The organism is Alkalibacterium olivapovliticus, assembly GCF_003003275.1.
In the GTDB taxonomy this organism is placed as follows: Bacteria; Bacillota; Bacilli; order Lactobacillales; family Carnobacteriaceae_A; genus Alkalibacterium; species Alkalibacterium olivapovliticum.
The window spans coordinates 13,479-37,330 of the sequence record NZ_PVTO01000026.1; the positions used below are offsets into that span (position 1 = coordinate 13,479).

The following is a 23,852-nucleotide window of genomic DNA, read 5'->3' on the forward strand; positions in this document are numbered from 1 at the left end:
AAGGGTATAATAGACTATTTTGCTCGATTGGTCATTTAGTTAACTGCCCAATCCTTATTAATATAAATGCAAAAAAAGTGCATCAGCAAAAGGGCTCTTTTCTCAGGCTGAAGGCCTAAGTTTAAAAGACTACTTTTTGACGCACTTCTGTGATAAACATTTAATTGGAGTTGGTTACAGCATAGTTAGTATTTTTCTTTCGGTTCTGTTTTTTTCGTGTTTTATCAAGCCAAGTTTTTAGTTTGGCAAAGGCAACAAAGAATACGATCGACACCAGTATGCCTTTGATGTAGTTGAACGGGATAATAGCCAGCAGCAGGTAAGTTCTCATAGGCCCTACACTAAAGCCCATAACTGCTATATAAGCCGGAGCGATAAACAGCCAGTTGGCAAGTGACATCATGACAGTCAATGAGGTACTGGCAATTGCAGTAGCCGCAATTTTATTTTTGACATCCAAACCTCTTTTAGATACATATAAATAGAGGGGAAGTGTGTATGAGAGTGTGGCGATAAAAGCTGCCGTATCTCCAATAGGGAAGCCCATCTCTCCCCCTTTTTGAGCGTAGGACAGCAAGGAGCGAATAAAGGCAATAGCGACTCCTGCTAAAGGTCCATAAATATACATCCCGAATAATACAGCCAGGTCACTAAAGTCTATCTTTAAAAAAGGCGATCCCGGAAGAACCGGAAAAGATATCATTGAGATAACCCACGCCAGAGAAGCCAGCATAGCGATTCCAACCAGTTTTTTTGTCTTGTTACTTGTCATAATAAATCCTCCTGAAAGGATTCATCCTGCATAGGGTGAGCGCTGTAGGCTGATTCTAACTGTCTTTGGCTGTCGTCTGATTTTGAAGTGGGTATATAAAAAGCTCTGTTTGTTCCCCACTTCAGGTCACAAACAGAGCAAAAAGACAGAATAAGGTTCAGTCAAAGTGCTCCATCTTCTTTATCCAGACTGTACTGTCGGTACTGGAGTTACACCAGTTCAGCAAAATAAATCGCTCGTGGACTATTACCACCGGTAGGGAATTGCACCCTGCCCCTGAAGATGAATCATAATATTAAATTCTGTCATTATTATACTAGATATTTTTAATACGGTCAAGTACCGATTGTTAATTAGTGAACAATCGGTCAAATCAATCTTGATCAGTTAGTTCGTCTCGAAGTGACATGATTGGTAAATGAATAATAAAGGATGCACCTTTTCCTAATACAGACTCTACTTCCATGTATCCCTCATGAGCTTCAACTATATTCTGAACCAGTGACAGGCCAATTCCTGTTCCATTCGCATTAAACGAATAGTTGTTTCTTGATTTATCAGCCTTGAAGAATCGATCAAAAATGTAAGGCAAATCATCTTCAGGAATACCAGTTCCTGTATCTTTGACTACCATCACTATTTCATTCAGATCGATCTCATTGAATAACTGAAGCGTCACGACTCGCTCATCTTTATCCGTCATACTAGTGTGTCTTATAGCATTGTTGATTAAGTTCACGAAAACCTGATCCATTTTATCCTTATCCATCACCAGGTTGACTGATTCTTTTGGAGTGTCCAGTTGCAGAGACATTTCCGATTCATTCGCCATCTTGTCAAATCTAAACAAGAGACTTCTTAGATACGTGTTTAAATTGACTTCTGTTTTCTGAAGTTCAATATAGCCGGCTTCCATTCGAGAGAGATCCAGCATTTCATTCACCATTCGGTTCATTCTTTGCGATTCATCCCGGATGATTGTGGCCATTTCTTTTTTCTCTTCGGTACTTTCTGCAACATCATCAAGTATGGCTTCACTATACCCTTGAACCATAACTAATGGCGTTCTCAGTTCGTGCGAAATGTTATTAATGAAATCGACACGCATCTTATCCAGCCTGTGTTCTTTAGTCAAGTCTCTGGTAGAAACTAGTACACCACGTAAATCTTCGGTCAAGTCATCTACTAAAGGTAATACCGTTACATGATGATAGGATTCTTCCATTTCAATCGTAAATTCTCTGATTTTTTTTCCGTTTATCACTTTTCTCAGTTCATCTCCTAGATTGACAAATTCTTCTTCCTCAGAAAAATTTGTCCGCTCTATCTGATACTGTGTAAGGAAAAGATCTCCGACAGGGTTAGACAGCAGTAAGGTCAAATCAGAATCATAATAGAGTATTCCTGTCTCAATATTGTCCATGATGTGAGACAGCAGTTCTTTCTCCTGTTTGACGACTGTTCGGTTTGTTTCCAGCGAATGCCCCATCTTATTCATTGCCATGGCCAATTCGGATAAATCATCCCGGCCGGCAATGGGCAGCTGGTGGCTGAAATCATCCCGTGCAAAGTCAAAAGCTATATTTGTCATTGCATTAATGGGTTCTGATATATTCTTTTTGAGATACATATAATAATAAGCCGCGATAAGTAAGTGTAATCCAATCAACGCAGAAATGACAATAGCCATCCGCCTTTCAATAGCGATTAAAAAGGATAAATCCGCATAGGAATACAAAAGCAACTCTTCCTCTTCAGATTCAGGTGGCAGGACACGAAACACAAATGGAATATTATAGCGCATCGTATCATCCTCGTCTGACCGAAGAAATAACGGGACTGAAGTCGGCTGGAAATTTTCAGTGATTTCGGGCTTATTCAACATAGTTTCCATTACATCAGATGGAAAAGGATACAGCCATGCCTCTGGCGATTCATATTCATCCGGCTCAGTTAAAATGGCAAAATGAATACTGGAGTGCAGATTATTGATGGGTTCAATACTTTCTATTAAAAAATGTGGATCCGCAATGGCTAAGCGTTCCACATTCATTATGATTTCTTCAAAATCGTTCATAAACGTTTCTTTAATTTGCTGGGAATAAAATACACCATAGAAAAAGGTAGTAGCAATAAAAGAGAATAGTGTGATCCCAAAAGTAATGAGCCAGATTCTTATCGCGACTACATTAATTTTCATGACGGTTACTCCTCTTCCTCATGAGGATATGAATTCAGTTTGTAACCCAGTCCCCAAACGGTTTCAATCATTTTAGCCGCAATATCTGATTCTTTCTTCAGTTTCTCACGTAAGCGTTTGACATGAGTATCAACAGTTCTCAAATCACCGAAAAACTCATACTTCCACACTTCACGAAGCAACTGCTCTCTTCCAAATATCTGATCAGGAGCAGACATAAGGTAATGAAGTAAATCATACTCTTTAGGCGTAAGATTTACCGTTTTTCCGTCCGCAGTAACTCTCCTGGAATCATTATCGATTTCCAGATGCGGCAATTTCAGCGTGTCTGAAACGTCTCCACCTAAATCTGATGCGCCGGAAGCAGAACGCGTTCTTTTAATGATTGCCGCTACTCGCAGCACAATTTCTCTGGGACTAAATGGCTTGACGATATAATCATCAACACCGACTTCAAACCCCTGTATACGATTTAATTCTTCTCCTTTTGCAGTCAGCATCATAATAGGTGTTTCTTTTTCTTTTCTAATCTCTTCAGCTACTTGAATACCATCCATTTCAGGCATCATCACATCTAAAAGAATAAGATCGTATTCATTTTCCATTGCCATATCGAGCGCAATTCTACCATTTTCAGCTTCGTCTATATCATAATCCGCTTTTTCCAAATACATTTTTAATAACCGTCTGATTCTGTCTTCATCATCAACGACTAATAATTTTTTCTGGTTCCCTTGAATAGTCTCTTCGGTCACTTTAAGACACTCCTCTAAATCATAGTGGGTTTATCACTTTCACGTAATGACAGTGATCTCTTGAGTATTATTATAACGAAAGCATGCCCATACTTCCAATCATTTCGCCTTATTCCTATGACGAGTATGACTCATCAACAAGCTGTTTCAACTTATTGACTTCATAATGTTTGAGTTCACGCCATTCCCCTGATAAAAGACCTTCTGCCGTAAGAAACGCATACTTGTCACGATTCAGCTTCTCTACTGGATAACCGACAGCTTTCAGCATTTTTTTCACTTGATGATTTTTACCCTCATGAATGACTAATTCAACCAGACTGGTTTTAGTTTTAGGATTAATATCGATAATACGGGCTTTAGCAGGCTGTGTTTTATAGCCGTCAATCACAACTCCCTTTTCAAGCTGGCTGATTGCCTTTTTGTTGATCAGTCCTTCGACTTTTGCAATATACGTTTTTTCTACTCCATAACTCGGGTGAGTCAACTGATTGGTCAACTCTCCATCATTAGTGACTAAAATGACGCCTGTCGTATCGTAATCGAGGCGTCCGACAGGATAAACCCGGTGATCAATTCCTGAGAAGAAGTCAACAACAGTCTTCCTTCCCTTTGGATCATCAGAACTTGAAATGACCCCTCTTGGTTTGTTCAACAGGAAATAATACTTCTGTTCCTGAGTGATCGGAACATTATCTACTGAAATCACATCTGAACTTCTAACATTCAACCCCATTTCTTTTACTACTGTGCCATTTACTTTGACGCGGCCTTCTTCAATGAGCTTTTCTGATGCCCGTCTTGAAGCTACACCCGCGTGCGCCATTACTTTTTGTAAACGTTCCATAAACGTTTGCCTCCATATCCCAATCTAATTTGAATCATAAGTCCATAGGCTCATCGAACAAGCTCTGACTGGTTAATTCTTCTTCTACTTCCAATTCTGGTAATTCAGTTAAATCATTTAATCCAAAATAATCTAAGAAATAATCTGTCGTTCCGTACAAAACAGGTTTGCCTGGTGCATCCAATCGTCCGATTTCCTGAATAAGGTTACGCAGTTTTAATTTCTGCAGACTGGAAGCGAGCTGTACTCCTCTAATTTCTTCGATCTCCATTCGTGTAATCGGCTGCTTGTATGCTATCACAGCGAGTGTCTCAATAGAGGCTTTACTTAACTTTTTACTTAGTGGAGACTGTGCATACATTTGAATAATAGAAGAGACAGTTTTCTTCGTTACCAGTCGATAACTCTCAGCAGTTTCAATTAAAGTCAAGCCGCTGTGGTCGTCTTTATTATATTTATTTTCAAGCTTCTTCAGACACAACAACGTGTGGTCAGCAGTCGATTTAGTTAACTGCGCTAGTTCATTCAAAGAAATCCCTTCTTCACCAGATACAAAGAGGAGGGCTTCAAACGCGGCTAATTCATTCATCTCTAAGTGTACATCCTTTCGTTAAGCCTCTACAGCACTTAAAAAAATTTCTCCAAAACTCTCAGTTTGTTCGATCAGCAATCTATTCTCCTTGATCATCTCAAGTACAGCAAGAAAGGTTACAACAAATTCTCTCTTTGAAGGTGATGTAAACAACTGACTAAATGATAATCTCTTACTATTCTGTTTGAAAGTCTGCTCAAGCCATATTATTTTGTCGCTGATTGTAATTTCTTCAAGATTTATCGTATTGGATTGGGGCTCATCCCACTGTTTTCTTTTTAACATATCACTAAATGCGCCGATAAGATGACCGATCGACAGTTCTCCAGCGTTCATCGGAATCGCTTGCTGATAACGTGACAAATCCGCGTGAGGTTTAGAGTAATAATTTTCTCTCGAACTTCTGCTCTCACTTAATTTTGATGAAGCATATTTGATTTTACGGTATTCAAGAAGGCGCTCTTGCAACTTTTCAATAGAGTCTTCTTCAACATCGAAAGCCTCGCCTTCCTCTTCCCAGTCATCATTTCTAGGCAGCAGGAGCTGGCTCTTTATAGACATCAGTGTAGCAGCCATAACTAAATAATCCCCAGCTACGTCCAGCCGCAGCAGCTGCATCGCATGAAGATAATTCAGATACTGGTCTGTAATATCTTTTATGGGGATATCATAAATATCGATTTCATATTTATTTATCAAATGTAAGAGTAAATCGAGAGGACCTTCAAAGACCTCCAGATTCACTTTCCATTTCTCATTCATCGTTATCCCCACTTCATTCGCTTTTATCTGATTCTTTTTGCCATTTGGTCACCAGAGAAGCTGTTTCAAGTGTCCCAACAATTTTCTTTGGCAAACACTTATTAGAGAGAGCTGTCAGAATACTGAAAGACATCCCTTCTTCTCTATATGAAGGATTGAGTGCAATATGCCTCAGAAGAATAATCTCGTCATCTTCTTCTACACCGACAACCCCTACGAAATCTCCAGTTTCCTGGCTTTTCCATAGATAAAGCTGTCTGTTTTCTTCTTGTTCATACCACTGCATCTCTTTCGTCAACCGACTGGTATCTTTCAAATCAGGTACATAAGAAAGCAATCCCATTGAAATCTTTTGGTAGTCCGCTTTATATTTAACGAGCATAGTATGCCCTCCTATTTCTCAAACTGTTCATTTGCTGCTGACCTCAAGATTAAGAAAATCCTGATAAGACTCACGTTTAATTGCCAGCCAATCGTGTCCATTTTCCACGAAAACAACTGCAGGTCTGGGCAGTCTATTGTAATTACTGGCCATTGAATAACCGTAAGCCCCTGTACTGAAAACAGCCAGTATATCTTGAGCAGTCGCTTGGGGTAACGTTATATCCCATATCAGCATATCGCCACTTTCACAGGCTTTTCCTGCTACTGAAACAGTCTCAAGGTGGTCTTCTATTACTTTATTGGCTAATACACCAGTATACTTTGCCTGATAGAGCGCCGGACGAATATTATCTGCCATTCCCCCATCAATTGAAATGTATTTTCTGACATCAGGAATCGCTTTTTCAGTTCCGATTGAATAAAGTGTTGTCCCGGCTTCGCCAACTATGCTTCTACCTGGTTCGATCCAGATTTCTGGTAGAGTCAAATCAAACTGATCAGCTTCTTTTTTCACTGCAGTCATGATGGCTTCCGCATAAACTTCAAGTGGCAGAGGTTTATCCTCTTGAGTATACCGGATGCCAAAACCGCCTCCCACATTCAAGACTTTCAAGTCAAAATCATATATAGACTTCCATTCATCAGCTTTCTCCATTAACTTGCCAATGACAGCTTTATAACCCTCAACTTCAAATATCTGAGAGCCAATGTGAGCATGCAGCCCGATAACATTAATATAGGGAGACTCCTGAAGCGTTTCGATGGCTCTCTCTACTTGCCCTGATGACAGGTTAAAGCCGAATTTAGAATCTTCCTGCCCCGTAGTGATATATTCATGCGTGTGAGCTTCGATACCGGGAGTTACCCTGATCAAAACATCTACCTTAGCGCTTAACTGTCGGGTAATCTCATCCAGCATAGACAGTTCAGTAAAATTATCTACTACTATACAGCCAATGCTATGTTCAATAGCTTCGGTCAGTTCCTGATAGGATTTGTTATTACCGTGAAAATGAATACGTTCCGCGGGGAAGCCAGCCTTCAGAGCCAGAAATAGCTCGCCGCCTGATACGACGTCCAGCGATACATCTTCATCTGCAAGTATTTCGTATAGCGCAAGAGACGAGAAGGCTTTACTGGCATATGCCACCTGCGTTTTGTTCTCATACTTAGAGAACGCATCTTTAAATGACTGGATTCTCTTCTTTATAAGCGATAGATCGTATACATACAGGGGTGTTCCATATTTTTCTGCCAGTTTGGTTGTATCGGTGTTGCTGATTTCCAGATGATTTAAAGCATTAACCGACATATTTTCCATCAATCTTTCTTTCAGTGAAGAATTACTCATGTTATCCCACATTTCTAGTATAATTTAATCGTTATTTTGTTTTTTTACGTTCAAAAATTCACTCATGAATATCATACCTACATCTTGATTAAAAATCAAACTGATGATGATGATACAAGAAAAACAAAGGGTTTTCTCATTTGATTCATTAATTCTTTTCTGAGGATAATAAAACAAAAGAACGGAGAAGTTTCTACACTTTCCATAGAAACTCCTCCGAATCGGAATAAACTATTATTATTCCTAGTGAGTATAGGGTTTATTATAATTTTGTAATAACTTCTTTTACTAGTGTTTTAAACGAATCTCTAACCCTCGTCGTCACTTCAACAACTTCGTCATGGTTAAGTGATTCCTGCATCCCTGCCGCGTAGTTGGTGATACAAGATATACCTGCCACTTTTAATCCGGCGTGACGAGCAACGATGACTTCAGGTACAGTAGACATCCCAACAGCATCTCCACCAAGTGTTCTGACCATTCTGACCTCTGCTGGTGTTTCGTAAGTCGGACCGGTCAGTCCCAGATATACCCCTTTTTGAATAGCTATACCGTTCTCTTTTGCAACGTCTTCGACAATGGATTGGTAGCCTTTGTCATAAGCAACGCTCATATCAGTAAAGCGCGGACCAAACGAGTTGTTGTTAGGCCCAAGTAATGGATTCCCACCCGTCATATTGATATGATCAGTAATAATCATTAAATCTCCAGGTGTAAAGTTTTCATTTACCCCACCTGCAGCGTTGGTAACCACAAGTGATGTCACACCTAAAGCTTTCATGACTCGGACAGGAAACGTTACTTCCTGCAGGCTATACCCCTCATAGAAGTGAAAACGACCCTGCATAGCTAAAACTGTTCGGCCACCTAAGGTTCCGTATACTAGCTTACCTGCATGTCCTTCAACAGTTGAAACAGGGAATCCAGGAATATCTTCATATGGGACCTCTATAGAATCAGTTGTTTCATCAGCTAACTCACCTAGTCCGGAACCTAGTATCAATCCGATTTCAGGTTTTTCCATCCCTTTTTCTTTTAAAAATTCTGCTGCTTTTTCAATTGCAATTGTGTATGTTTCATTCATGTAATTATCTCCTTAGTTTATACGCTTATTTTATGTGCTTTAAAAAACTTTCTCCGAATCCAGTGCTCTGAACCCCGAAATTTTCAGCTATCGTCGCACTTATATCAGCAAAATATCCTTGAGGAAGAGCTTTAGCTTCTTTTAATCCAGGACTAAATACTAATAATGGAACAAACTCTCTAGTATGATCCGTGCCAGGTTGAGTCGGATCGTTACCGTGATCAGCCGTGATCATCAAAAGGTCTTCTTCTCCAAGTCCCTCAATAAGTTCAGGTACCCTTGCATCAAACGCTTCGAGGGCTTCTTTATAGCCCTGTACGTCACGTCTGTGGCCATATAATGCATCGAAGTCGACTAAGTTAGTGAAGCTCAAGCCATTGAAATCTTTTTTCATGACATCCAGCAGCTTATCTACGCCATCCATATTAGATTTTGTACGCACTGATTCTGTAAGTCCCTGACCATTGAAAATGTCATTTATCTTGCCTACTGCAATGACATCTTTCCCGTCCTCTTTGAGCGAATCAAGAACTGTTTTTCCGAAAGGATCTAAAGCATAGTCATGACGATTGCTTGTGCGAGTGAAATTACCCGGTTCTCCGAGATAAGGACGAGCAATGATTCGACCAATCATATAAGGATCATCTTTAGTCAGCTCTCTCACATATTCACAGATATCATATAATTCACTTAACGGGATAACCTCTTCGTGAGCTGCGATTTGAAGAACGGGATCAGCTGATGTATAGACAATCAGATCTCCTGTTTTCATTTGATGCTCACCATACTCATCGATGATTTCAGTACCGGATGCCGGTTTGTTTCCCACTATTTTCCGTCCAGTGTGTTCTTCAATCTGATTGATCAGATCATCCGGAAAACCTTCCGGAAAGACACGAAACGGTTTATCGATATGTAAGCCCATAAGTTCCCAGTGGCCCGTCATTGTATCTTTTCCGACAGATTTTTCTTCTAATTTTGTAAAATAACCGGACGTTTCATTAACTGAATCGATTCCTTTAATAGACTCAATGTTACCCAGTCCCATTTTCTGCATATTAGGCAGCTTTAAACCAGCCTTTTCTGCAATATGGCCCAGGGTATGAGACCCTTCATCATTAAATGCTTTTGCATCTGGCGCTTCACCAATCCCAACTGAATCGAGAACCAGTAAATGTATTTTCTTAAATGACATCTTTTTTCCTCCTTAAGTCTTTCTCTCAGAATAAATCAGGTCCTCCAGAAAAGCAAGAATACTCGGTACTCAAGCTCTTTTATGATAAATATTTTAGCGTATACTCATCTAGTTATGCTCTTGGATGGTATTTCCCATAAATATCTTTCAAACGATGTTTAGAAATATGAGTATAAATCTGAGTAGTGGACACATCAGAATGACCCAGCAACTCCTGAACAACCCTCAAATCTGCCCCATTTTCAAGGAGATGAGTGGCAAAAGAGTGCCTGAGCGTATGAGGTGATATTGGCGCTTTTATGCCCGCTTCCTGCTTGATCTGCCTAATTTTTTTCCAGACACCTTGACGCGATAAAGGTGCACCTCTGGAATTGAGAAAAATCACTGTAGTCTCTTTAGTTGATTTGCTCATCAGATAAGGCCGAGCGCTCTCCATATAATAGTCAAGCCACTTGCACCCTAGTTCACCAATGGGAATCAGTCTTTCCTTGTTCCCTTTACCCACAATTTGAATCAGCTTCATTGACAGGTGGATTTCTTCAGTAGTCAATTCAATCAATTCTGTTATTCTAAGCCCGGTAGCATACAGGACTTCCAAAATAGCCCTGTCTCTTATCCCTAACGGCTTAGTGGTATCTGGTGTCTGAAGCAATCGGTCGATATCTTCCATCGAAATGATTTTGGGTAATGTTTCAGCCTTTTTAGGTGTTTTAACAAAAAGCATCGGATCTTCCTGAGCAAAGCCTTCCTGTTTCAAATACTGATGAAATTTTCTCAAACTTGAAAATTGTCTGATGACTGTATTGTCTGATTTAGCCGATTGCCTTTCATCGCTAAAGAAAGAGAGGAGAATATATCGATCAATCTCCTCCCAGCTCGTAATATTCTGTTTAGTCAGAAAATCGACATAATGATCGATATCTCTCTTGTAACTTTCTATCGTGTTCAGAGCCAATCCCTTTTCGATTTTTAAAAATACCAGGTAATCTTCCAGTGGCCTGCTATCGAGCATCTTTATCCCTCACTAGTTTGCTGAATAGTTGAACAATTGCGACATAAGCCATGAAATGTCAAACGATGATCTCTAACAATAAACTGATAATCCCGTTCAATTTCTTTTTCGATTTCAAACAGCATATCCTGTTTAACTTCTTCGATTCGTCCACATTTGAGGCACAGCAAATGATGATGCTGGTGTTTCTCGCTGTTCATATTTAAATCGTAGCGGGCAATGCCATCCTGAAAGGTCAGCTTATTAATAATCTGCAGTTCTGTCAGAATTTCAAGCGTTCGATAGACTGTCGCTAATCCAATACCCGTGTTTTTCGATTTGACTAATAGATATATTTCTTCAGCACTTAAATGGTCTTTCTCTTTTTCAAGCAGGACTTCAACAGTCAGCTCCCTTTGTGGAGTTAATTTAAAGCCGGCTTCATAAAGTTTCTGTTTAATTATTTTAAATGAAGAGTCTAATTTTTTCATACTGAACTCCCTCGAATAATAATGACTATCTGCTTCCCTGATTATATAGACTTTGATAATCCAAGTATAAAATAATCAAAGATAAGTCTCAACTAAAATTCTAGTCATCTTCTGGGATGTTGATTAAATTAGTACCAAAATCGTCCTGCTCAACTAGTCCCTGCTTCATCAAACGCCCGACAGCTCGTTTAAACTGTCCTTTACTGATTCCAAATTGTGTTTTGATGACTTCAGGATCTGTTTTATTATGGAAAGGGATGCTGTGATCACTTGATCGTTTCAGCATTTCAAGAAGCATAAGCGAATCTTCTTCCATTACTTCATGGGCCCTTGGTTTAAGTGATGTATATAACACGCCATCTTCTCTAAGGCCAATCACTCGGCCTGTAACCGTTTCGCCCAGACGTGGCTCTTTTTCACGTTCGCTCGGATGAATAAACAAGATGTGTTTGTCTTCTGTTATCGCATAAGTTCCACTCTTTTTTAAATGGAAGACAACACCTGTGACATTATGGTTATGCATGTCTTTGGTTCCTTCAACATAGTCGTCAAAGAACAGTTCATCGTCAGCTAACACTCCCCAGATACGGTCTTTCGCATCAACAGAAACGGAGACAAACAGCTTGTTTCCTTCTTTTGGCCATAACCGCCCTTCAGTCGGAAGATCATCCATGGATACAACCACATCTTTATCTTCCCAATCGATATCAACAAATACTCCGAGGTTATGGTTTACTTTAACAACTTCACCCCATCCGTAAATATTCTGTTGAATGGTTGGTATTTTGGTTGTAAAAACTAACTGACCACTTTTATCTGAATAGGCGAATCCCTGGAGGACATCCCCTATTTCCGCAGTTTCATTAGAGAGTACTTTATAGGTAACCCCATTTTTTTGAACAAATAGCTGGTCGTCATTTTTATCAATAACAATCCCAGTCATTTCATTTGCTAAATTAGTATTCATTTTGAACTCCTTCTTAGTATAAGTAAAAAATGAGATAATGACTTTACAGAATTTTAGAGGACAGCTGAGTCAATTAACCAAGGTTGTCCGAATCCTATCAATCATTATCTCATCATTTTTTTAAACAGTACTTTTAATCTCTATAATTAGATTGCTGTTGTAGCTCCGCGGTAGATTATTCCACGTCTTGCATCGACAGTAATCAGTTCGCCTTGCTCAATCAGTTCTGTAGCATTTTCTGCTGATACGATAACAGGAATGCCCATTGCAATACCAATAACGGCTGCGTGAGAAGTCAATCCGCCTTGTTCAACTACGATTGCTGCTGATTTTTCAATAGCCGGCAAGTAATCTTTGTCTGTATTCTTAACAACCAGGATTCCGCCTTCGATAGCTTTCTCCATTGCTTCTTCAGCTGAAAACGCAACAGTTGCTTTACCAATGACTGATTCAGATCCGACACCTTGTCCGCTTGTCAATTTTGATCCGATTAATTGAATCTTCATAACGTTGGTTGTTCCTCTTTCTCCAACTGGAACACCTGCAGTAATCAGGATCAAATCGCCTTCTTTCGCATACCCTTTTTCAACAGTTGTCTGAGTAGCGAGGTTGAACATATCATCAGTAGACGTTGGTTTTTCTGAAACAGTTGGTTGAACACCCCACTGTAATGCTAATCCTCTAGCAGTTTCTTCGCTGAATGTAACAGCTAGAATATCAGCTTTAGGTCTGAATTTAGAAATCATACGTGCAGTATGTCCAGATTCAGTTGCTGCAACGATAGTCGCAATATTCAAGTTTTTAGCTGTGTGACCGACGGCCTGACCTATTGCTTCTGTCATGTCGTTTTGATCATATGCTTTAAGTGCAAATGCATCCTGATTAATCAATGCTGCCTCAGTACGCATAGCAATGTTGTACATTGTCTGAACAGATTCTACAGGGTAGTCTCCAGCTGCTGTTTCTCCTGAAAGCATGATTGCGTCTGATCCATCGAAAATCGCATTCGCAACGTCTGATGCTTCTGCTCTTGTTGGACGTGGATTAGCCTGCATAGAGTCCAGCATTTGAGTCGCTGTAATTACTGGCTTACCTGCATTGTTACATAAGCTGATCATACGTTTTTGAACGATCGGCACGTCCTCAGTTGGAATTTCCACTCCGAGGTCTCCACGAGCTACCATTAACCCATCAGAAATCGCCAGGATTTCTTCTAAATTATCGACACCTTCTTGGTTTTCTATTTTTGGAATGATCTGAACGTGCATTTTATCTTGTTTTTCAAGGATTTCAGTAATTTCCAGTACATCAGAAGGACGTCTTACAAATGACGCAGCAATGTAATCCACATTGTTGTCTAAGCCAAACTGAATATCAGATTTATCTTTGTCTGTTAAACCAGGAAGGTTAACTGAAACACCAGGTACGTTTACACCTTTTTTGTTTTTAAGGATACCAGTATTTTGAGCAGTTGTAACAATATCTTCGTTGTCACGATCAATATCGGTTACTAATAAGTTGATCAGTCCATCATCCAGCAAAATACTTGAACCAGGTGTAACATCATTGATTAATTCAGCATAAGTAACTGAAAAACGTTCGTTTGTTCCTTCAACTTCATTCATCGATACTCTGACAGTATCTCCTTTAGTAATGGTTATTTTGCCGTCCTTCATGTTGTTGGTTCTGATTTCAGGACCTTTTGTATCTAACATGATTCCAACCATTTTACCTGTTTGTTCAGAAGCTTTGCGAATATTTACGATGCGAGCTAGGTGCTCTTCGTGATCTCCGTGTGAAAAGTTCAAACGTGCAACGTTCATTCCAGCTTCAATCAATTTCACTAATGTATCTAATGATTCACTAGCAGGGCCAATGGTACAAACTATTTTAGTCTTTTTCATTATATATACTCTCCTATTATTTATATTTGGTCTATCTTTTATTTATAAATGATGATTAAAGTCTGATTCTTTATCTGAATAAAGTCTTGCTAGTTAGAAATTTCTTCGTTCAGTTTATATAAATCAAGATTAGGTGTATGGGTCATGTTATCCAGTGTTTCAACAATATCGCGTACAACTATTTTTTCATTAACGAGACCCAGACATACTCCACCTTTGCCTTCTTTCAGAACGTCAACTGCTTTAGCTCCAAACATTGAAGCTAAAACTCTATCTCTAGCAGTAGGTGATCCGCCACGCTGTACGTGCCCAAGAACGGTCACTCTAACATGGAAGTTATCGATGGCATCAAGTTTTTCAGCAAATTCATTCCCGCCCATAACGCCTTCAGCAAGGATGATGATGCTGTGTTTCTTGCCTTTTTCTCTACCCTCACGAATGTTTTCAGCCACTTTGGTGATATCAAACCCTTTTTCAGGTATGATAATTTGTTCCGCCCCACTGGCGACGCCTGTCCAAAGTGCAATATCTCCTGCATCTCGTCCCATTACCTCAATAACAAAAGTACGCACATGAGAAGTCGCAGTGTCTCTTATTCTGTCCAATGCGTCCAGGACTGTGTTTATAGTCGTATCAAAACCGATAGTGTAATCAGTCCCTGGGATATCATTATCGATTGTTCCCGGAATACCTATACAAGGGAAACCACGTTTTGTCAGTGCATACGCTCCGCGGTAAGATCCGTCACCTCCAATAACAACCAGCCCTTCGATACCAAAACGCTTGAGCTGTTCAATTCCTTTTAATTGCCCCTCTTCAGTCGCAAACTGAGGGTATCTTGCAGAGTATAGGAATGTTCCTCCGCGCTGAATCATATCGCCGACATCTCTACGCGTTAACTTTCTAATGTCACCCGCTACCAATCCGGCAAAGCCATAATTCACTCCGTAAACTTCAACATCTTCATGAATCGCTTTTCTGACAACGGCTCGTATGGCCGCATTCATGCCAGGAGCGTCTCCTCCACTAGTTAGGACACCAATTCTTTTCATCATTAATCCACCTTCAATGCAAATTTTCTTCATTTCCAACCGTTTTAACAGTTGAAATATGTAAAACACCTTGTTAGCAGTGAATGTAATCACCTTCAAGATATTCCACTTTAAACCATCATTTATTTACATCCATCTATTATCTTATCATTTTTAAGCATACTTGTCTTTTAAAATACAGATATAGATGTGATTTTTAGTAATTATTTTACAATTACATTGTTTTGACCCAGCAATTCTGTCAACTTCATCACACATTCTTCATCTGCAGACACATTGTATTTTGATTTCAGTTTCTCTGTTCGTTTAGCAGCAGCATCATATATGATCACCGGGGTCTCTCCTTTATACTCGGTCAGAACCGATAAAACCCTGTTTAATACTTCTTTTTCACTGCTCAGGTCGTTGAATCTAATATATAAGGATAGGCTGCTTCCCGATTCAGCAGTCAGAGGGCTCACTTTATTGACAATTATATTAAGCTCATCTTTCTTCCATTCGGCTTTTCCAGTCACAACCAGTAAAGCCTCTTCTTTACAAAGTTTCGACACTTTTCTGTACATGTCAGGAAATAAAATGGCTGTCGCTTCTCCAGATGAATCGGATATAGCCATGAATGCCATTGGTTCTCCGCGTTTAGTCTGGATTTTTTTTATAGATTCCACTTGAATGATGAAATCATGGATCTCTCCAGTTTTTGAGACGGTCAGAAACTGACTACTCTTTTTAGTGTAGTGTTCTGTAGGGTGCCCTGACAAATAAAAGCCAGTCACCTCATATTCCTGTTTCAACTTTTCGTTGAAACTGAACTCCTCCATTTTCTCAAGTCTGGGTGCGAGCGATTCAAACAATTCCATGTTTCCATTACTCATGTTAATACTATCGATTATAGAAGCAAGCGATTGAATCAATGTCTGTCTGGTCTCTCCCAGCTGATCAAAACAGCCAGCTTTGATCAACGGCAACAGCGTCTGTTCTTTTCGCCATCTGGAGTCGATTCGACTGATAAAGGACAATAGGTCTGTATACGATCCCTGCCGCTTTCTCTGACTAACAATATGGGTGATAAAATCGTTCCTCAATCCTTTTATACTGTCTAATCCAAAAATAATAGATTGGCCATGGACGGAAAAAGTTGTCTCGCTTTTATTGATATCAGGATTTGATATTGAAATTGAGCGCTGCTTTGCCTCAAGTATATATCTCTTGACCTTATCCTTATTGTTGGAAGTCGAGCGCATCAATGAGACAAAGAAAGCTGCAGGATAATGCGTTTTGAAGTAAGCCAGCTGAAAAGCGAGTTTAGAATAGGATACGGCATGAGATCTGTTGAACCCGTAATTTGCAAATCGCTCTATATGATCGTATATCAATCGAGCTGTTTCTTCTTCATAGCCATTTCGCTTGGCCCCAGCAACAAATTGATTGCGCCCTGCATCTATCTCTTGTTTTATCTTTTTAGAGATGGCTCTCCTCAAGATATCTGCTTCAGATAATGTGTATCCGGCTATCTTGGAGGCTACTTTCATTACCTGTTCCTGATAGACAATAACCCCATTCGTAACTTCAAGAATATCTTTCAAATCTTCATGTACATAATGAATGGGCTCCAGGCCTTTTTTTCGTGCAATAAAATGATCGATTTGTTCCATTGGTCCTGGTCTGTACAACGCATTCACTGCGACTATATCTTCAAACGATGAAGGTTCCAGTTTTTTCAAGACCCGTTGAATCCCACTTGATTCGAACTGGAAGATCCCATTCGTTTCTCCAGCCTTGAATAATTCAAGCGTCTCTAGATCGTTAAGCGGAATTTGCGCTAATTTATTTTCGATCGACCCTTTTAGACTCTGAGTATACTTTAAACAATCAGATAAAATAGTCAGATTTTTCAATCCGAGAAAGTCCATTTTTAGTAACCCAACTGCCTCAACATCTCCCATCGTGTATTGAGTCAGTGGCATTACTCCACTGCCCTCCTGTAAGGGTGTAGAATTAATTAATGGGTCTTTAGAGATGACCACTCCTGCTGCATGGGTGGAGACATGTCTGGGCAATCCTTCAAGTTTTGTTGCGATTGCAAAGATTTTCTTTCTGAGCTCATCTGAATTAACTATTTTTCTTAAAGAAGCTGACTCTTTGTACGCTTTTCTTAGAGTCATGCCTGGCTGAGACGGAATAGCTGTCGACCATTGTTTCAACTCTTCGGATGTCAATCCGTACACTCTTCCAGTATCTCTTATTGCCATTTTTGCAGCGAATGTCCCAAATGTAGCTATTTGAGCAACATGATCACTGCCATATTTTTTAAAGACATAAGACAGTATCTGTTCGCGTTTATTATCCGGAAAATCGAGATCGATATCAGGCATAGTATAGCGCTCTTCATTTAAAAAGCGATCAAATAGCAAATCATATTCTACAGGGTCGACATCTGTAATCTTTAAAACATATGAAACAAGTGAACCGGCAGCTGACCCCCTACCAGATCCTGTAACAATCTGATTTTTGTGTGCAAATTTCATTAGATCCCATACGATAAGAAAATAATCGGCAAATCCCATTTTATTAATGACGTTCAGTTCTTTGTTTAACCTTGCTCTATATCTCTGATCAGCTTCTGGCAGTCTATTTCCCAGCCACTCAATCGCCGTTTTCTCAAGATACTCTTCTGAGCTCATACCATCTGGTGTATCGAATTTCGGTAATATCGAATGCCAGTCAAAGCTCAACTGACTATCATCGACAATCGACTGCGTTAACTGGACTTCGTTCAATAAGCTTTTTGATCCATAAAAGTCTTCTACTTCTTTTTCTTCTATCAAGAAAGCCCGATCATTTTGATTATTCAAACTATCTTCAGATATGGTTTCCTGTTTTTCAATTGCCTGCAGTACCTCCGCTGCCGGCTCATCTTCTTTATTCAAAAAGGAGATAGGCTCACTTACGATCAGCGGTATTTCCAGTTTATTTAAGGTTTTTTTCAGCTGCATTAGTTGTGGTTCCGTTTCATTTCTCCATAGGGTACTCACATAAAAATGAGTGAGGCAATCCGCAACAGTCTGAAACAGACCTTCTAGTCTAGAAGTGTCATTTACCAAAGCGTCGAGTAGCTCTAAAGAATGAAATGGCAGAACAACTATAATATCTTTAGTGATTTTCCTTAGACTATTCAATGTTATCTTTTTCTTATTTAACATGATGTCTGTTGAAAGAGACATCAGCGACTGGTACCCCTTGTTATTCCTGGCCAGCAGGACCAGCTCGAGTGACTCAATAGAGGCTTCTTCGTCTTCAATATCGACAGTCAAACCGATCAATGGTTTAATATCGTTTTTGATCGCTTCTTTATAAAATTCAACAGCACCATACATCACATTCTTATCAGTTAGTGCTAATGAACTGTACCCTAGTTCTTTTGCTTGTCTGATGACTGCTTTAATCGAAAGCGTGCTTTTAAGTAACGTATAGGAACTGAATACTTGGAGTGGAGTATAACTCATATCATGTCACCTTTCGTTTAAACTCATCCCATTTATTTAAATTAAACAGAATAAAACTCTCAATAAGCTTAAGAAGGATAGTACCCCAAGCTTGATTGAGAGTTTGCTTATCTGATTCCTAGTGCAATTCTTGCATATCTGCTCATTCTTGAAGTGTCCCATGCGGGGTACCAGACCAATTTTACATCCGTTTCGGTAATTTCAGGAATAGTTTTCATTGCATTTAAAATATCTTCGGTAATGACATCTGCTAATGGACAGCCCATAGTTGTCAGTGTAATTTTCATTTCACAGTAACCACCATTAAATACATTCACTTCATATACCAATCCCAGATTAACAATATCTATTCCCAGTTCGGGGTCAATCACCAGTTCCATTGCCTGCGTTACACGATTTTTTATGTCTTGAATCTCTTCGTCAGTCCACACTTTAGTTTCTTTACTCATACACATTCCTCCTTACTCTTCTTTCCTATTTTACCACAATTCTGAAGCTGTTTTTACTGTATTAGAAAACTTTTCATGACGAAACTGAATTGTCTTTTTATTTAAAATATACATTTGATATAAGCTTTGCTATACTGATTAAAGATGATTAATGAAGAACAAGGGGATGTATGAATGAAGAGGAAACTGATAGCACTTGATTTAGATGGTACGACATTAAACAACGATTCAAAAATCACTGCTAAAACAAAGGACATTATAACTAAATTGAGACGTGCCGGTCATATTGTATCAATTGTTACCGGGAGACCTTACCGTAACAGTTATTACTATTATGAAGAGCTGCAAATGGATTCACCGATCGTTAATTTTAACGGTGCATGGTGTCACAATCCATCAAATGCCAGCTGGACTCACAGTTATCACAAAACACTCAGTAAAGACCTCGCTTTATCTATGCTCTCTTTGAGATCTAATCCTGAAGTCCAGCTGATTGCTGCAGAATCTCAGAAATCGATTTACGTTGAAGGAGAATATATACCCTACCCGGATTTCTTTCCAGATGGTATAGAGGTCAGCAAGCAGTTAACAGCTGAAACGTTGATCGAAGATCCAACATCAGTTGGTGTTTTCACTACTACAAGACAGTATCAGCCTTATATTGAGCAAAAAATTATTGATCAGTACAAAGGAGCTGTAGAAGTCCGTATGTGGGGCGGAGATACCCCTTGCCTGGAAGTTGTGGCGGCAGGTGTGCAGAAAGCCTTAGGTCTTGAACGTATTGCTTCTTTTTATGGCATCGATCGTCAAGATATCATGGCATTTGGAGATCAGGAAAATGACTATGAAATGATTCAGTATGCTGGTCAGGGGATCGTGATGTCTAACGGTATCGACCGTTTAAAAGCTATCTCAAATGACGTTACTCTATCCACCAACCATGAAGATGGTGTTGCTCGTTACCTGGAATCCTATTTTTCACTGTAATAAAAAAAGTCATGTTAAGCTAGATATTTCTAGCCTTACATGACTTTTTTTATGGACGCCACTGTTTATTTATCGTCCAGAATCAGTTCTTCTGTCGCAATCTTCGCAGACGTCAATACGATTGGTACACCCGCGCCCGGATGGGTACTGCTGCCTGTAAAGTATAGATTTTCGACTGTTTTAGATTTAGCTTGCGGCCTGAAATGGTTACTCTGAGTCAAAGTTGGCCTTAATCCGAAAGTGGCCCCATTATAAGCATTGAATTTACTTTCAAAATCTTTTGGTGTTGTGTAACTTTCAGATATGATATCTTCTTCAACTGTTTCAAAGCCTTCTATCGTTTTCAGTTTGTTTAGAACCTGATTACGGTAATACTGAATCGTCTCTTCGTTCCACTCGTACTGAGACGTAGATAAATCAGATACCGGGACCAGGATGTATATGCCTTCTTTACCCTCCGGAGCTAAGTCTTCATCCAGTTTTGACGCGATATATAGGTAGAAAGAAGCTTTATCCAATAACTTTCCTTCAAAAATATCTTCTAGGTTCTCATCCAGATCTTTTGAAAAGACAAAGTTATGCATATTTTTTACTTTGTCATACTTCCTATCCATTCCTAAATACATAACAAAACAGGAACAGGAATATTTCATACTATCGATTTTTTTATCTGTATATTTCCCTTTTGCTTTTTCATCTGTAATCAGATTTTTCATAGCATAAGGAAAATCAGCATTACACATGACGAAATCAGAAACGATTTTCTCACCATTCAACTTAATCCCTGTTGCCTGTTTATTTTCAATCACAATTTCATCTACTTCTGCTTCACATACTATTTTGCCACCTAATTCAATAAGTAGTCTTTCCATAGCACTCGCCATAGTGTACATTCCGCCTTTGATGAACCAGATCCCGTACAAGTATTCAATCATGGGAATGATCGAGTAAATGGAGGGACCATTCAGCGGTGATATCCCGATATAAAGTGTCTGAAAGCTGAGGATCTGTTGAAGCCGTTTATCCTTGACGAATTTCCCTATCGAATGATTAGCACTGTCAAATGTTTTCAGTTTCATAGCCTGTCTCAGTATAAATGGATTGTAAAAGTCAGAAGAGTTTCTGAACGGGCGCTCGATAAAATATTTTTTAGCTATAATAAACCGTTCGTAAATATCTTTCAAATACGCTAAAAATCCGACGACATCCTCTTCACTTATGCCTTCCAGGTGTTCAACCAATTTAACCAGGTCTGAAGATACTTCGATACTTTCATCATCAAAAAATGCCGAGTACATAGGATCAAGTCTCTGCATTGGGATATAGTCCTTAGGATCCCTACCCGCGACTTCAAAAACTTCATTGTAAAGCTCAGGCATCATCACGATGCTCGGACCTACATCGAATGTAAAGCCATCTTTTTTAAGCTGATTCATTTTCCCCCCAGCCATTTTTTCTTTCTCATATACTGTTACATCATATCCTGCATTCTGCAACCGGATGGCACTAGCTAATCCTGCAACACCCGCGCCAACTACACTAACTGTTTTTTTCATAAACGCTTAGCCTACTCTCTCTATTTTTTGCTTAATACGCCGTCTTCCATGACATAAACAGTATCACAATACTCTGTCAGTCTTTCATCATGCGTTACCATTATGGTCGCTTTGTTTTTCTTTTTTGTTTCTCTTCCTAATATTTCAACCACTTCGAAAGCCCTATTTGTATCCAAGGAGGCAGTGGGCTCATCCGCCAGTATTACTGAAGGGTCATGATACAGGGCTCTGGCAATAGCAGCACGTTGTCTTTCACCACCTGAGAGATCACTAGGGTATTTATCCATCAAGTCATTGATGCTGAGCTCCTCAAGAAGAGATTCAACCTCTTTTTGATTGAATTTTGTTTTATTTATCTTATTCACTAATTGTAGCTGATCTTTAACTGTTAAAAAAGGAATTAAATTTGAAGCTTGTAAAATAAATCCAATTTCTTCGAATCGCTTAGCCGCACGTTTTTTTTCCTGCAGTTCGCTGAATTTAGAGTCATTGATAAATACTTTTCCGTCAGTAGGAGTCTGTAACCCTCCAATAATCGTAAGGAATGTACTTTTACCTGATCCACTGGGACCAATAATAGATACAAATTCTCCTTCTTCTACAGAAAAATTGGTTTCTTTCAGTGCTTCTATTTTTTTTCGTCCATCATCAAATACTTTAGTGACATTTTTTAATTCTATCAGTTTCATATGCTTCTCCTAACTTATGGCTTCAAGGGGATCGATTTTAACGACTGTTCGTACTGAGAAAAATGCACCCATTAAGGCCACTGCAATTAATAGTGCTGTGATAGAAACCAGGAACAGAACATTATTCATATAAGGCACCTCATTTGGTAGAAGCAAGCCTGTAATCAAAGTCAGACTCAATCCTGTTAATACACCAAACAGGGTCAACAATAACGTCTGTCCTACGACTGATTTGCCGATATATTTGGAAGAAATACCTTGAGCTTTCATAACGCCTAGTATTGAAGATTTTTGAAGTGTCAGGACATAGATAAAAATTCCAATAATCATAGCGGCAATCAGTACCAGAAAGCCGATCATTAAACCAAAAGTCAGAACCTGGGCATTATACCCCGGCAAATTAGTAATGAATTCATCTATCCCATATAACTGTAAATCATCAGTGTCGAGTTCGATTCCATTCAAGTCCCCATTATCGCTTTGTACGACAATAGCACTAATGATTTCATCTTCTCTTTCACCAAATCCACTCGCTCGTATATGCTGGTAGGTACTATGGTCTGTATATAAAACAGGTGATACATTGAATTTTGAATTCTCTGTAAACCCTGCAATGGTGACAGTTGAATCCATGCCCGCTAAGGACAATTCATCATTCAATTCGTAGCCCTCTTCTTCTTTTAAGCTAATGTCTGCTATTACTTCATTATCCCCATTAAACGCTTCCCCTTCAATAACTTCCGGGAAAATAAACTCATCTTCATCGATCCCAAAAAATGTAACGTTAACTTTAGAATCATCATCAGACTCTTCGACCAGCTGAACAACGCTCGACGTGACACCAAGAGAGGCCGTTTCTGGAGCGTCTACCTTATCTATAAGATCTTTAGGAAACATAGACATATTTATATTAAGATTAGATTCATCTGCTAATACGATTCCTGTAGCATCCCATTTATCCACACTTGTTCTATTTTCCTGAGCTAATCCATAAGCAAGTCCGGTTAAAAAGAAAACCAGGTAAGACACTAGAACAACTACACCAATAATAAGTGCAAACCGCGTTTTTGAATACTTGATTTCTCTCCATGCTAAAAACATAACCATTACCTCTTCTATATAATTAATTTGAATTCGAAGTAAATTGTGAAAAACTCACGCGAATTACTTTCTATCATACCGCAGTTTGTACATAACTACAATTATTTTATAGTGAAGAATATATGAATCGAGTAGGAGATAAATGATTAATTCATTTATCGTCCTCTCACACCACCGTACGTACGGTTCCGTATACGGCGGTTCAATATCTTAAGTAAGC

The 23,852-nt window shown here is 39.2% G+C and carries 21 protein-coding genes and 1 riboswitch; of the genes, 1 reads left to right on the forward strand and 20 read right to left on the reverse strand.

Annotated elements, in window-relative coordinates:
- Positions 1-160: 160 nt before the first annotated feature.
- The 17 genes from CLV38_RS10950 to CLV38_RS11030 form a co-directional block, all read right to left on the reverse strand.
- Complete coding sequence (locus CLV38_RS10950) at positions 161-772, reverse strand: ECF transporter S component (protein ID WP_106195477.1); 612 nt, start codon at positions 770-772, stop codon at positions 161-163.
- A gap of 169 nt (positions 773-941) precedes the next feature.
- Positions 942-1,060, reverse strand: a riboswitch (FMN riboswitch).
- An 85-nt stretch (positions 1,061-1,145) separates the two neighbouring features.
- Positions 1,146-2,972 (reverse strand): sensor histidine kinase, encoded by a 1,827-nt coding sequence (locus CLV38_RS10955; protein ID WP_106195480.1) that lies wholly within the window; start codon positions 2,970-2,972, stop codon positions 1,146-1,148.
- Between the two features lie 5 nt (positions 2,973-2,977).
- Positions 2,978-3,727, reverse strand: a complete 750-nt coding sequence (locus CLV38_RS10960) for a response regulator transcription factor (protein WP_342751975.1) — start codon at positions 3,725-3,727, stop codon at positions 2,978-2,980.
- A 115-nt stretch (positions 3,728-3,842) separates the two neighbouring features.
- Positions 3,843-4,574, reverse strand: a complete 732-nt coding sequence (locus CLV38_RS10965; RefSeq protein WP_106195483.1) for a pseudouridine synthase — start codon at positions 4,572-4,574, stop codon at positions 3,843-3,845.
- Positions 4,575-4,608: 34 nt separating this feature from the next.
- Positions 4,609-5,163: an SMC-Scp complex subunit ScpB gene (scpB, locus tag CLV38_RS10970; RefSeq protein ID WP_106195486.1), complete on the reverse strand. Its 555-nt coding sequence runs from the start codon at positions 5,161-5,163 to the stop codon at positions 4,609-4,611.
- Positions 5,164-5,184: 21 nt separating this feature from the next.
- Complete coding sequence (locus tag CLV38_RS10975) at positions 5,185-5,928, reverse strand: segregation/condensation protein A (protein WP_106195489.1); 744 nt, start codon at positions 5,926-5,928, stop codon at positions 5,185-5,187.
- A 13-nt stretch (positions 5,929-5,941) separates the two neighbouring features.
- The gene (locus CLV38_RS10980) at positions 5,942-6,310 is read right to left on the reverse strand and encodes an N-acetyltransferase (protein ID WP_106195492.1); all 369 of its coding nucleotides are present in this window, start codon (positions 6,308-6,310) and stop codon (positions 5,942-5,944) included.
- Between the two features lie 27 nt (positions 6,311-6,337).
- Complete coding sequence (gene lysA, locus CLV38_RS10985) at positions 6,338-7,663, reverse strand: diaminopimelate decarboxylase (protein WP_211295471.1); 1,326 nt, start codon at positions 7,661-7,663, stop codon at positions 6,338-6,340.
- 262 nt (positions 7,664-7,925) lie between these two features.
- Positions 7,926-8,747: a purine-nucleoside phosphorylase gene (locus CLV38_RS10990; RefSeq protein ID WP_106195495.1), complete on the reverse strand. Its 822-nt coding sequence runs from the start codon at positions 8,745-8,747 to the stop codon at positions 7,926-7,928.
- 25 nt (positions 8,748-8,772) lie between these two features.
- On the reverse strand, positions 8,773-9,942 hold the full coding sequence (gene deoB / locus CLV38_RS10995; protein WP_106195498.1) for a phosphopentomutase: 1,170 nt from the start codon (positions 9,940-9,942) through the stop codon (positions 8,773-8,775).
- 112 nt (positions 9,943-10,054) lie between these two features.
- Complete coding sequence (xerD, locus tag CLV38_RS11000; protein WP_106195503.1) at positions 10,055-10,954, reverse strand: site-specific tyrosine recombinase XerD; 900 nt, start codon at positions 10,952-10,954, stop codon at positions 10,055-10,057.
- Between the two features lie 2 nt (positions 10,955-10,956).
- Positions 10,957-11,424: a ferric iron uptake transcriptional regulator gene (gene fur, locus CLV38_RS11005; protein WP_106195506.1), complete on the reverse strand. Its 468-nt coding sequence runs from the start codon at positions 11,422-11,424 to the stop codon at positions 10,957-10,959.
- Positions 11,425-11,524: 100 nt separating this feature from the next.
- The gene (locus CLV38_RS11010; protein ID WP_106195509.1) at positions 11,525-12,391 is read right to left on the reverse strand and encodes a CvfB family protein; all 867 of its coding nucleotides are present in this window, start codon (positions 12,389-12,391) and stop codon (positions 11,525-11,527) included.
- 146 nt (positions 12,392-12,537) lie between these two features.
- Complete coding sequence (gene pyk, locus CLV38_RS11015) at positions 12,538-14,295, reverse strand: pyruvate kinase (RefSeq protein ID WP_106195512.1); 1,758 nt, start codon at positions 14,293-14,295, stop codon at positions 12,538-12,540.
- 89 nt (positions 14,296-14,384) lie between these two features.
- Complete coding sequence (pfkA, locus tag CLV38_RS11020; protein ID WP_106195515.1) at positions 14,385-15,347, reverse strand: 6-phosphofructokinase; 963 nt, start codon at positions 15,345-15,347, stop codon at positions 14,385-14,387.
- A gap of 203 nt (positions 15,348-15,550) precedes the next feature.
- Positions 15,551-18,850: a DNA polymerase III subunit alpha gene (dnaE, locus tag CLV38_RS11025; RefSeq protein WP_106195518.1), complete on the reverse strand. Its 3,300-nt coding sequence runs from the start codon at positions 18,848-18,850 to the stop codon at positions 15,551-15,553.
- Between the two features lie 107 nt (positions 18,851-18,957).
- Positions 18,958-19,299: a metal-sulfur cluster assembly factor gene (locus CLV38_RS11030; protein ID WP_106195521.1), complete on the reverse strand. Its 342-nt coding sequence runs from the start codon at positions 19,297-19,299 to the stop codon at positions 18,958-18,960.
- 174 nt (positions 19,300-19,473) lie between these two features.
- On the opposite strand from CLV38_RS11030, the gene CLV38_RS11035 reads away from it, so the two are divergent.
- Positions 19,474-20,286: a Cof-type HAD-IIB family hydrolase gene (locus CLV38_RS11035; protein ID WP_106195524.1), complete on the forward strand. Its 813-nt coding sequence runs from the start codon at positions 19,474-19,476 to the stop codon at positions 20,284-20,286.
- A gap of 65 nt (positions 20,287-20,351) precedes the next feature.
- Here the strand turns inward: CLV38_RS11035 and CLV38_RS11040 are convergent, their stop codons facing one another.
- The 3 genes from CLV38_RS11040 to CLV38_RS11050 are packed head-to-tail and all read right to left on the reverse strand — an operon-like array spanning position 20,352 to position 23,632.
- Positions 20,352-21,842, reverse strand: a complete 1,491-nt coding sequence (locus CLV38_RS11040) for a phytoene desaturase family protein (RefSeq protein WP_106195527.1) — start codon at positions 21,840-21,842, stop codon at positions 20,352-20,354.
- A gap of 20 nt (positions 21,843-21,862) precedes the next feature.
- Positions 21,863-22,531, reverse strand: a complete 669-nt coding sequence (locus tag CLV38_RS11045) for an ABC transporter ATP-binding protein (protein WP_106195530.1) — start codon at positions 22,529-22,531, stop codon at positions 21,863-21,865.
- Between the two features lie 9 nt (positions 22,532-22,540).
- The gene (locus CLV38_RS11050; RefSeq protein WP_106195533.1) at positions 22,541-23,632 is read right to left on the reverse strand and encodes an ABC transporter permease; all 1,092 of its coding nucleotides are present in this window, start codon (positions 23,630-23,632) and stop codon (positions 22,541-22,543) included.
- Positions 23,633-23,852: the final 220 nt, after the last annotated feature.

Coding starts and splice junctions, on each gene's coding strand:
- CLV38_RS10950 (WP_106195477.1), bottom strand. CDS start 772: ATGACAAGTAACAAGACAAAAAAACTGGTTGGAATCGCTATGCTGGCT.
- CLV38_RS10955 (WP_106195480.1), bottom strand. CDS start 2,972: ATGAAAATTAATGTAGTCGCGATAAGAATCTGGCTCATTACTTTTGGG.
- CLV38_RS10965 (WP_106195483.1), bottom strand. CDS start 4,574: ATGGAACGTTTACAAAAAGTAATGGCGCACGCGGGTGTAGCTTCAAGA.
- scpB (WP_106195486.1), bottom strand. CDS start 5,163: ATGAATGAATTAGCCGCGTTTGAAGCCCTCCTCTTTGTATCTGGTGAA.
- CLV38_RS10975 (WP_106195489.1), bottom strand. CDS start 5,928: ATGAATGAGAAATGGAAAGTGAATCTGGAGGTCTTTGAAGGTCCTCTC.
- CLV38_RS10980 (WP_106195492.1), bottom strand. CDS start 6,310: ATGCTCGTTAAATATAAAGCGGACTACCAAAAGATTTCAATGGGATTG.
- lysA (WP_211295471.1), bottom strand. CDS start 7,663: ATGAGTAATTCTTCACTGAAAGAAAGATTGATGGAAAATATGTCGGTT.
- CLV38_RS10990 (WP_106195495.1), bottom strand. CDS start 8,747: ATGAATGAAACATACACAATTGCAATTGAAAAAGCAGCAGAATTTTTA.
- deoB (WP_106195498.1), bottom strand. CDS start 9,942: ATGTCATTTAAGAAAATACATTTACTGGTTCTCGATTCAGTTGGGATT.
- xerD (WP_106195503.1), bottom strand. CDS start 10,954: ATGCTCGATAGCAGGCCACTGGAAGATTACCTGGTATTTTTAAAAATC.
- fur (WP_106195506.1), bottom strand. CDS start 11,424: ATGAAAAAATTAGACTCTTCATTTAAAATAATTAAACAGAAACTTTAT.
- CLV38_RS11010 (WP_106195509.1), bottom strand. CDS start 12,391: ATGAATACTAATTTAGCAAATGAAATGACTGGGATTGTTATTGATAAA.
- pyk (WP_106195512.1), bottom strand. CDS start 14,295: ATGAAAAAGACTAAAATAGTTTGTACCATTGGCCCTGCTAGTGAATCA.
- pfkA (WP_106195515.1), bottom strand. CDS start 15,347: ATGAAAAGAATTGGTGTCCTAACTAGTGGAGGAGACGCTCCTGGCATG.
- dnaE (WP_106195518.1), bottom strand. CDS start 18,850: ATGAGTTATACTCCACTCCAAGTATTCAGTTCCTATACGTTACTTAAA.
- CLV38_RS11030 (WP_106195521.1), bottom strand. CDS start 19,299: ATGAGTAAAGAAACTAAAGTGTGGACTGACGAAGAGATTCAAGACATA.
- CLV38_RS11035 (WP_106195524.1), top strand. CDS start 19,474: ATGAAGAGGAAACTGATAGCACTTGATTTAGATGGTACGACATTAAAC.
- CLV38_RS11040 (WP_106195527.1), bottom strand. CDS start 21,842: ATGAAAAAAACAGTTAGTGTAGTTGGCGCGGGTGTTGCAGGATTAGCT.
- CLV38_RS11045 (WP_106195530.1), bottom strand. CDS start 22,531: ATGAAACTGATAGAATTAAAAAATGTCACTAAAGTATTTGATGATGGA.
- CLV38_RS11050 (WP_106195533.1), bottom strand. CDS start 23,632: ATGTTTTTAGCATGGAGAGAAATCAAGTATTCAAAAACGCGGTTTGCA.